At 61.6% G+C, this 11525-nt stretch carries 2 protein-coding genes; both read left to right on the plus strand.

The annotated features are described in order from the left end of the window. Positions 1-206: 206 nt before the first annotated feature. Positions 207-10745 carry a hemagglutinin repeat-containing protein gene (locus EX20_RS22855; protein ID WP_034194864.1) on the plus strand — a complete coding sequence of 3513 codons (10539 nt, stop codon included), beginning with the start codon at positions 207-209 and terminating at the stop codon, positions 10743-10745. After that, on the plus strand, positions 10742-10963 hold the full coding sequence (locus EX20_RS22860; protein WP_034194865.1) for a hypothetical protein: 222 nt from the start codon (positions 10742-10744) through the stop codon (positions 10961-10963). Before EX20_RS22855 ends, EX20_RS22860 begins: the two co-directional genes overlap by 4 nt. Positions 10964-11525 lie beyond the last annotated feature (562 nt).

Here is an 11525-nt window from a genome sequence, read left to right on the forward strand (position 1 = left end):
ATTAGTCGGTGACTTGCAATCTCTGACACTGTGAATGCGCACCTTTCGATAGATTTCGGCGTGAAGGGCCGCCATTCGATCGCGATCACACGTTGCGACGTGCAGACAAACTTAGACAGCGTTGCTTTCGACATTGGAGAGCGTCTCTGTACTCGTGGTGGCTTCCCGATCGATTTGCTCCACGTCTAAAAGCGTTTGCCGTATCCATGAACAAGAACCAATATCGTCTGGTATTCAGCCGCGTGCGCCGCATGCTCGTTGCAGTCGAGGAAACGGCTCACGCGACGGGGAAAGTCACCAAGGGTGAAGCGTCGCGTGCCGTTGGCGATCGCATGGCGAGCGCGTCGGCGAGCTTTGCCTTGCGCCATGCTGCATTCGCGGTGCTGGTCGCGGCCGGGGTCACGCCGATGTGGGCAAATGCGCAGGTCGTGGGCGCGGGCGCGAACGCGCCGTCGGTCATCCAGACGCAAAACGGTCTCCAACAGGTCAACATCACGAAGCCGTCCGGTGCGGGCGTGTCGTTGAATACCTATTCGCAGTTCGATGTGCCCAAACCCGGCGTGATCGTCAACAACTCGCCTACGCTGACGAATACGCAGCAGGCCGGGTACATCAACGGCAACCCGAATCTCGGCCCGAACGGTTCGGCCAGGATCATCATCAACCAGGTCAACAGCCCGAACCCGTCGCAACTGAGGGGTTTCGTCGAGATCGCCGGCCAGCGTGCGGAGATGATCATTTCCAATCCGTCGGGACTGGTCGTGGATGGTGGCGGCTTCATCAATACCTCGCGTGCAATCCTGACCACCGGCACGCCGAACCTGAATCCGGACGGATCACTGGCGGGTTTCAGTGTGACGCGCGGCCTCATCGCGGTACAGGGCGCGGGCCTGAATGCCACGAACGTGGATCAGGTCGACCTCATTTCCAGAGCCGTACAGGCAAACGCCGCCATCTATGCGACGAACCTGAACGTGATCGCCGGTGCGAATCAGGTCCATCACGACACCCTCGAGGCGACCCGCATTCAGGGCGATGGTGCGGCGCCTGCGGTTGCGATCGACGTTGCGCAATTGGGCGGCATGTACAGCAATCGCATCCTGTTGGTCGGCACCGAGGGCGGCGTCGGAGTCCGAAACGCCGGGACGATCGCGGCGGACGCGATGGGGCTGACGTTGACTACCGACGGACGGCTGATTCAGTCGGGCAAGGTTTCGTCGGCCGGGAACGCCGCCATTTCTGCTGCAGGCGGAGTCGAGAACAGCGGCACCACCTACGGCCAGCAGTCGGTGTCGGTGAATACCGGTGCGGACGTCGTCAATACCGGTACGCTGGCTGCGCAACATCACGTCGGCGTGACCGCGGGCTCGCTGAATTCGACCGGGTTGCTCGGCGCAGGCGTGAACAGCGACGGTTCCGTGACGCAAACCGGCGACCTGCAACTCGCGACGACGGGCCAGCTCGATGCGACCGGCAAGAACGTTGCGGGCGGCAACGTGAGCGCGAAAGGCTCCGGCGTAAACCTCGCGGGCAGCACGACGGCCGCGAACGGCGATCTGTCGCTCACGGCCACGGTCGGCGACGTCAACTTCACGAACGCGACGACCAGCGCCCAAGGGGCCATCACGGCGAATGCCGCAGGCACGGTCATCAATGATCGAGGCAATCTGACGAGCGGCGGTGCAACGAGCCTGACGGGCAACGACGTGTCGAACCGGAACGGCGCAGTGTCGTCGCAAGGGCCGCTGTCGGTGACGGCCGCCGACCAGATCGCGAACCAGTCCGGCGTATTCGTTTCGCAGAGCACGATGGCGCTGCGTGGCAGCACGGTCGCGAACAACCAAGGTACGGTCCAGAGCGCTGGTCGTGCCACGGTCGATGCAATCACGATCGACAATACGGCCGGCCGCATTACGTCGCTCAATAGCGACGGGATGGTGTTGACCGCGACGGGCCAACTCACGAATGCGGCAGGTACGACGGCGGCCGGCGCGCAAGGTGGCGTGATCGGCGGCAATGGCGACGTGACGGTGCAAGGCGGGACGATCGCCAACCACGCGACGATCACGTCCAATACGAATCTGCACGTGGCCGGTCAGTCGATCGACAACAGCAGCGGGTCCTTGCAGGCCGCGCAGAACGTCGCGGTCGACGCCGCTGCGCACCTGGCCAACAGTGGCGGCACGCTCATGGGCCAAACCGCCGCGTTGAACGGCACTACGCTCGACAACAGCTCAGGCACCGTGCAAGCCCAACAGGTCGCGTTGACCGGTACCAGTCTCGTCAATCGCGGCGGCACGATCACGCAGATCGGCACCGGCACGATGGCCGTCAATGTATCGGGCACGCTCGACAATTCGAGTGGCGGCACGCTCCAGACGAACAGCACGGACGTCACGCTGGCCCCTGCTGCGCTGGTCAACGATGGTGGCACGATCGTCCACGCCGGCACGGGTACGCTGACGTTGGGCAACGGTGCGGGTTCGGTGTCGAACGTCGGCGGCGTGATTGCCAGCAACGGACATATCGCGGCGCAAAGCGGCTCGCTGAACAACACCTCGGGTTCCATCAACGCGCAAAGCGGGCTGATCGCGGTGGTTGGCGGCACGCTGAACAATACCAACGGCAAGCTGCTGTCCAACACGGAGCTCGGCTCGACGAGCGGCACGTTGACGAACGATGGCGGCCAAATCGGCGCGAGCACGAATGCGACGATTCACACGGGTTCGATGACGAATCAGGGCGGCGCGATCGTTGCCCCGAATCTGTCGGTCACAGCCGATTCGACGCTCGACAATAGCGGTGGACAGCTCACAGCCAATCAGCTCGCACTGAGCACGCCGAATCTGACGAACCACGGCGGCACGATCACGCAGTATGGGTCGTCGGCGATGGGCGTCAATGTGAGCGGCACGCTCGACAATTCCGCTGGCGGTGTGATCCAGACGAACAGTACGGACCTGACGCTCGCTCCCGCGCAATTGAACAACGCTGGCGGAACGATTACGCATGCCGGCGCGGGTACGCTGACGATTGAACCAGGCAGCGGTGCAGGTGCAGTGAACAACGCGGGCGGCACCGTTGTCACCAAGGGCAATGCAGTCGTCGGCGCGAGCGGCTGGGACAATACGAGCGGCATCTTCGCGGCACAGGGCGACATCGCCGCGACGATCGCGGGCGACGTGAACAACGCGCAAGGCCTGGTGCGCGCAGGAACGTCCTTGTCGTTGACGAACGGCGGCGCGCTGGTGAACCAGGGCGGGCATATTCAGGCCGGCCAGACCGTGGCAGGCGACACGAGCACGCTGCGCATCCAGTCCGCGTCGATCGACAACGCCGACGGGTCGATCGCCGACCTTGGCGCCGGCCAAATGACCGTGCAGGGCGGCAGTCAGATCACCAACAGCAACGCCGGTGGTGTGTCGGGGATGGGTGCGATCACCGGTAACGGTGACGTGATGGTGAACGCTGCGTCGATTTCCAACACGCAAGGTGGCCAGCTGAGCGGCGCCTCGCTGCATGTTCAGGGGACGACCTTGGACAACAGCGGCGGGCAGATTGGTAACGTCGCGAATTCGAGCGGCGATGTGGCCGTGACGACCAGCGGCGCGATCACGAACACGAACGGGCAGATCAGTTCGACGCACGACCTGACGGTGACAGCGCCGACGCTGCAAGGTGGCGGTACCTATAGCGCGGCCCACGATGCGAGCGTCAATTTGCAGGGCGATTTCTCGGTGACGCCCGACTATCAGTTCAACGTCGGCCATGATCTTGCGTTTGCGTTGCCCGGTACGTTCGACAACAGCGGCAACGTGCAGTCGGTCAACGATCTGAGCGTCAATGCCGGCAACATCGTCAACTCCGGCGCACTGTCAGCCGGCGGTTTGCTGCATACGCAATCGGGCAACCTCACCAATGCTGGGTCGCTGGTGGGCGACAGCGTCTCGCTCAACGCAACGGGCACGGTGTCGAACGTCGGGCCGACGGCCTTGATCGGTGCATCGGATAGCAACGGCACGCTTGAAATTCTCGCGCACGATATCGAAAACCGTGACGACACGACGGCGACGGATTCGATGCCGACGACGGCGATTTTCGGGATGGGTAAGGTCGTACTCGCGGGTGGTAAGGACGCGAGCGGCAATTACACGAATGCGGCACTCGTCAACAACTCGTCGGCGTTGATCCAGTCCGGCGGCGATATGGAACTCCACGCCAACAAGGTGACGAGTACCCGTCGCGTGATGAGCACCTCGGGAAGCACGAGTAACGTCGATCCGGCGGCCCTCGCGCAATACGGCATTAGCCTGTCAGGTTGCGCATCGTACTTCGCGGTGAATTGCATGAACGGGGGGCAGATGATCGCCGGTCTCCGGTCCGACAACATCACCCCGGCCGAAGCGGCCGCCATCATCGCCCAGCCGGGCGGCATGTACATTGAGCCGCCTCACGGCGGCCAGTGGAACAGCGGGTACTTCTACACGACCTATACTGGAACGGCTGTGGCGAACACGGTCACGGCATTGAGTCCGACTGCGCAAATCGTGTCGGGCGGCGGTCTCAATGCAACATCGACCGGTACCCTGCAAAACTACTGGAGCAGCATCACGGCCGTTGGCAACCTCGACTTGCCGCAAAACTATGACGGCAACGGTTGGGCGGCGACGGGCCAGCAGGCGCCGACCGTGACGGTGACGTACTCGGGCCAGTACCACTACAACAACTACGACAGCAGCGAATACAACTGGCAATTGCCGTTCGGCAACGCCCCGTTCGTGACGAGCCGTCCGGGCGGCTATACCCAAGTCGCGCCAGCGGACGTCAAGACCTACAGTCTGCCGAGCTACGATTCGACGTTGGGTTCGAACGGCACGATCTCCGGCACGGGTGTCAGCATCAATAACACGGCCGCAAACGCGTCGATTCCGTCGCTCGGTCTGCTGCCCGGTCAATCCGTCCCCGGTCTGATGATTGGTGGGCTGAGCGGAAGCGCGAGCGGCACGAAGTCGGGCGCTTCGGCCGTGCATGGTGGGGTGATCACGGTCTCGCCGGTCATCGCCAGCGCGACGGCGCAGAACGTCCTGAACAATCTGACGATCCCGCAGGGCGGTCTGTACAGACCGAATCCGTCGCCGAACGCGAGCTATGCGATCGAGACGAACCCGGCATTCACGAACCAGAAGCGCTTCATCTCCAGCGACTACTTCTTCAGTCAGATCGGCGTCGACCTCACGCATATTCCGAAGCGTCTGGGTGATGGATTCTACGAGCAGCAACTCGTACGCAATCAGGTCACTTCGCTGACCGGCCGTGCGGTATTGGGTCCGTACACGGATCTTCAGACGATGTATCAGCAGTTGATGGCGGCGGGTGCATCGTTGGAGAAGACGCTTAATCTCTCGCTGGGCGCGAGCCTGTCGGCCGAGCAGGTATCGCAGCTCACGAACAACGTGATCATGATGGAAACGCGAGTGGTCGACGGCCAATCGGTGCTCGTGCCGGTCGTGTACCTCGCGCAGGCGAACCAGCAGAACGTCAACGGCCCGCTGATTACCGCGACGGACATCGATCTGAAGGACGCGCAGAACTTCACGAACAGCGGGACGGTGAAGGCGGACAACACGCTGTCGATTCAGGGCAAGCAGATCGATAACGCGTTCGGCGCGTTGCAGAGTGGTGGGCTCATGTCGTTGACGACGACTGGCAATGTCGATTTGACGTCGGCGAAGGTCAAGGCCGGAAGCCTGTATCTGAATGCCGGTGGCGATCTGATTCTCGATTCCGCCGTGAAAAGCGACACCCGGGTGAGTCGCGATGGCGCAACGAGTGTGACGACGACGCTCGGGCCGATTGCTCAGCTCGACGTCAAGGGCGATGCGGGAATCATGACAGGTGGCAATGTCGAGCAGCATGCGGGCGCGCTGACGGTCGGCGGCAATCTCGGCATGCTGATTGGGGGAAACTACGACCTAGGTACGCAGCAAGTCGGCGAGCACAAGATCGTGCAGCGCGCGAATGGCGTATCGAATACCGACATCAATGGCGTGGTTGGTAGCGCTGTGAATGTCGGCGGCGTGTCGATGATCGGAGTGAATGGGGATCTGACCGCGAGCGGCGCGCAAATCAACCTGGGCAACGGCGGAACGATCGCGGCCAAGGGCAATATCACGCTCGGCGCTGCGAGCGCTACGTCGACGGTCGACAGCAACAGTTCGGGTAGCGATCACCACGGCAGCTATTCGGAAACGTTGCACACGTCCGACCAGACCGTCGTTGGCACGACGGTGCATAGCGGCAATACCTTGAGCGTTGCTTCGGGCAAGGACATCAGCGTCATCGGAAGCACGATCTTGCTTGACCAGGGCAACGTGGGCCTGATGGCGGTCGGCAACGTGAACGTCGGCGCGGCGACCGAAACGCACGTGTCGAACATGAACGAATCGCACGACCACAGCGGCGTTGCAAGTCATGCGAGCGCGACAAACCGCGTCGACCAGACCACCACGTATGCCAATGGCAGCGCGATTTCGGCTGACGGCGTAACGGTCGTCAGCGGGAAAGACATCAACGTCACCGGTAGCGCCATTGTCGGGACGCACGACGTGGCGCTGTCCGCTAAAAACAACGTCAACATCACGGCGGCGACCGACACGTATCAGGACAACGAGTATCACCAAGAGAAGCATTCGGGCTTGTCTGGCTCGGGTGGACTTGGCATTACGATCGGATCGAGCGAACAGAGCGACCGGTATAACGCGGCTTCGACGACGCAGAGCCAGTCGCGCAGTACGGTCGGCAGCGTTGAAGGCAACGTGACCGTATCGGGCGGGAAGGACGTCCATATCAGCGGCAGCGATTTCGTGGCAGGCAAGGCGGCGGGCGACGTCGACGGAAACACGGGCAATATCAGTATCACCGGGCAGAACGTGACGATTGATCCAGGGCAGGATGTGGCGCAATCGCACGATCAACGCGAAGCGCATTCGAGTGGCCTGACCGTTGCCGTGACCGGTACGCCGTACGATACGGTACGCAACCTGAAGGCGAATGCGTCGTCGGGTAACGCCTTCCAGCGCGGCCAAGCAGTGGGCAACGAGATCGGCGCAAGCGCGGCAGACGTGCCGGGGATCTCCGTGTCGTACGGACAGAGCCGTAGCAGCTCTACGACCGATATGTCGAGTTTGACGAACTTCGGAAGCACGGTTCGCGGTGGTGGAAACGTGACCGTGAAAGCGACTGGCGGCGCGCAGAAGGACGCGAACGGCAACATCGTGGATGGCGATATTTCCGTGATCGGCTCGGCAATCAGCGCGGGCGGCACGGCGACGCTGGATGCGCACCGTAACGTCAACTTGCAGGCATCGACTGATCACTTGCAGCAGTCGACACAATCGTCCGGTTCGTCATGGGGCGTTCAAGCAGCATCGCCGAGCCTGGGCGATTTGGGGCGCTGGGTGGGTGGCACGGCGAACACGGGTGGCAACAGCCCGTCTCCGTACAACGCGAGCCGGAGCAATTCGGACGGTAGTCAGACGATGACGCAGCAAACGGCGGCATCGGTCACGGGTAATAGCGTCGTCATCAAGAGCAAGACGGGCGACATCAACGTCGTCGGCTCGGGCATCAGTGGAACGCAGGGCGTCGATCTCGTCGCCACACAGGGCGCAATCAACGTGCTGGCCGGGCTTGACACGAGTACGAGCCACCAGGAATCGAGCAGTCAGCAGATCGGCAGTCTGGGCAGTAACGGCACGGCTACCGGCTTTAGCGTCGGTGTGGCGAAGAACCATAGTGTCCAGGACACGGCTTCGCAGACCCAAAGCACGATGCGCAGCCAGATCGTCAGCGGCAACGGCAACGTGACGCTCGATGCGAAGCAGGACATCACGGTCGCCGGTTCCGATTTGAGCGCGGGTAAGGATCTGACGCTGATCGGCAAGAACCTGAATCTCGACCCGGGTACGGACGCGACGCAGAGCCGGATGAGTCAGGATTCCAGTCAGTTCGGCGTGAGTGTGGCGCTTGGCGGCGCGGTCGGGAACGCCGTCGCGCAAGCCAATCAAGCATTTGCGCAGCCCGCGCGCGGGGGCGATTCGCGGTTGGCGGCGCTGGACAAGGCACAGGCCGGACTTGCGGCGTACAACGCGTATCAAGTTGGTACGGCGTTGAGCAAGGGGCCGACGAGTCAACCGTTGATCAAGGCCACGGTGAGCATCGGAGGCGGCTCGAGCCATAGTGACTCGCAGAGCAGTTCCCTGTCGAACGACGGCAGCACGCTGCACGCGGGCGGCAACGTGAACCTGATCGCGACCGGCAGCGGTAAGAAGGACGCGAGTGGCTTTGCTACGGATGGCGACATCAACGCGCGCGGTACGCAGATTTCCGGGCAGAACGTGACACTGAATGCGGCGCGCGACATCAATCTCCAAAGCGCCCAGGACACGAACCAACTTGCGAGCCACAACAGTAGCAGCGGCGGTAGCGTCGGTGTCGGGCTGGGTATCGGAGGACAGCAGAACGGCTTCACGCTGGAATTGGCCGCGAATGCATCCAAAGGCCATGCGAATGGCCAAGGCGTGACCAATCGTGACACGCAAATTACCGCGGGCGATACGTTGTCGATGACGAGCGGGCGGGATACGAATTTGCGTGGCGCGGAGGTCTCGGGCGATGCGGTCAATGCGAGTATTGGGCGCGACCTCAATATCGCGAGCCAACAGGACACCGCCACGTACGACAGTAAGCAGTCGAGCGCTGGATTCCAGGCAAGCATTTGCGTGCCACCGTTCTGCTACGGCCAGACCGTTAGCGGTAGCGCGAGCGCGAGCCAGCAGAACATCAACGCGAACTACCAGTCGGTGAACCAGCAAAGCGGGATCTATGCAGGCACGGGCGGGTACGACGTGAATGTCGGAAACCATACGCAGCTTGACGGCGGTGTGATCGCGAGCACGGCGACGCCGGACAAGAACAGTTTGTCGACCCAGACGCTGGGCTTCACGAATCTGGAAAATCACGCGAGCTATTCGGGCGATACGGTCGGCTTCAGTGCGAGTGGCGGTTTTGGTTGGAGCGGGCCGGGCGGAGCCATGTTGAAGACACCGGTCACCTCGATCGCGAACAAGTTGCCTGGGCCGCAGAACTCGCAAGGTTTGGGACCGAGCGGATTCTCGGCGGCGGGCACGAGCAGCGACGCGTCGGGGACGACGTATGCGGCGGTGAGTCCGGGCGCGATCACGGTGCGGGGCGACGCGGGTACCGGGCACGACAGCACCGTCGGTTTGAGCCGCGACACGGCGAATGCGAATGGTGCGGTACAGAACACGTTCAATGCGCAGAACGTGCAGAACGACATTGCGGTTCAGCAGTCGGTCGGACAGGTCGGCATGCAGGTGGTCGGTGACGTGGCGGATGCGCTTCAAAACCGCGCGAAGGCCAACGCACGCGATGCTCAGCAACGACTGGATCAAGCAAATGCGATTCACGATGACGCGGCGGCTCAGCAAGCTCAGGCAGATTTGACTGCCGCGAATGCACAGGTGGCGATGTGGGGGCCAGATGGGGCTGCGCGCATCGCTTCGCATGCAGGAGTTGCTGGAATCGGTGCAGCGATGGGCGGGGGCAATGTGGCGGGCGCAATCGGCGGCACGGTGGCGGGTGACATGGTGGGCAATGCTGCGAGTGGCGCGCTGGGTGATACGCTTGGTGGCACGGTGCTGGGGAACGTCGCATCGGGATTGGCTGGTGCGGCGGTAGGTGGCGCGATCGGCGGGGCGGCTGGCGCACTGAGTGGTGCGAATGGTGCGTTGAGCGCCGATCTCTATAACCGGCAGTTGCATCCGAATGAAAAGCAGAAGCTGGCGCAGTTGCAAAAGGGACAACCGAAAGACGAACAGGACCGACTCGCCGATGCGGCGTGCTATCTGGTGCAGTGTGCGGCGCAGTTGTCGAGCAACGACCCGGCGTATGCGGCAGCGTTGGCGTCGCAACAGCGTGGTGCCGGCTATATAAGCGAACAGCAGGACCTGAAGGCGACAGGATTGTTCGTGTATAGCCTGTCTGATGAGCTGAACGATCCGCTTAACGCGATGGGCGACTGGGCCCTCCAGCAGGCGAAGTCGGCAGGGCGCGGAGCCACGAATCTCGGTAATGCGTTGCTGAAGAAGATCGCGCAAAATGGTCCGCAGGGCCCATATGTCAATCCGGACGATCTGAACGGGCCGAGCGGCGGGGGTAACGGGACGCCCCCGACTGCGACGGCCGTTGTTACGCCGATTCCATGTCCGGCGGGCCCCGGTGCTTGCGGCATGGCGGTAACGCCAGTGGTAACGCCGGGGGCGCCTACAATGTCCGCGGGCGGGAGCGATGATTCGAGCGGCGGCGGTTCGGCTTCGTCGTCAGGGCCTCAGGCCACGAACAACGTTGGTTTCGATACGTCAAACCTCGAAAGCAAGTTGAGCGGTTATTTGCTGGACCCGGCGCATCCACAGAACCAAACTAAGGCTAATTGGTTTAGTCAAGCATTGGGCTTCGACCAGAGGAACTGGCAGGATTTGGCAAGTCAACTATATTTTGACCCCGCCACTGCTGTTCCGACGAAGACCACGCAGTACGGACAAACCTACGAACAGGTTATTCCAATCACCGGGGCGAATGGAAAGACTATTGACACGTCGTTTGTCTTCATGAAGGACAACTCCGGTACAGTTCGATTGGTAACAGGTATCCCAGCAAAAAAATGAACGCGATGAAAGAGAACGACACCTTTGCATTGTCGAAATCGTTGGAAGCAACCGTGATCGGGGAGCATCGAACCGTAGTGCTGCCAGCTGGAACATTGGTCACAGTGGTGTTGGTATTCGGTGACCCAGCAGCGCCGGTCGCATATGAAGTAGAGGCGTTCTTGGCAGCGGACGATGCGTACGCGCTTGCGACCGTGGAGGCTAGCGACGTAGGCTAATTCTTTGCCACATGGACAACAGTGACGTCCGAAGGTACGGCCAACGCTGCAACCCTTCAAGATTTGGAGGGCAACTCCTGAATGAGAACTTAGCCAATATCGCTGCTCAGGACCCTAGGCTCGCAGCTGCGGTGAATGGTAGCGGCACAAACAACATCAACGATTCTATTGGTATCGGGACGACGGCTGAGGCTAACCGACTTGGGAAAATTTGGGTTGGTGACGAGGCAACCATGATGAGCGACGGCTCGTACGTCGTTGTGAACAAAGAATGGCGCGGTGGTGCAGGTCTCTAACCGGAACAATCCGAATTGGAAGGCGCCATGGGCAAAGTGAGCGTAGTAAACATAGACGATCTGTTGAGCCGAAGCGGACTGCGGCCGACCGCACGTTCCGCTGGTGTTTCATTGTTCGATTCTCCAGATAGTATGCGGCTGTTGGAGCTATGCGAACGTTTGGGAATCGGGGTGCTAGGTATCGAGGGGTTCACGTTGTCGAATGACGATTTGTTCCCCGAGATGGACTATATAGGGGACTTCTCAGTGCTTTTAGGCCGCGACGA

This window comes from Burkholderia sp. WP42, assembly GCF_000745665.1.
GTDB lineage: Bacteria > Pseudomonadota > Gammaproteobacteria > Burkholderiales > Burkholderiaceae > Burkholderia > Burkholderia vietnamiensis.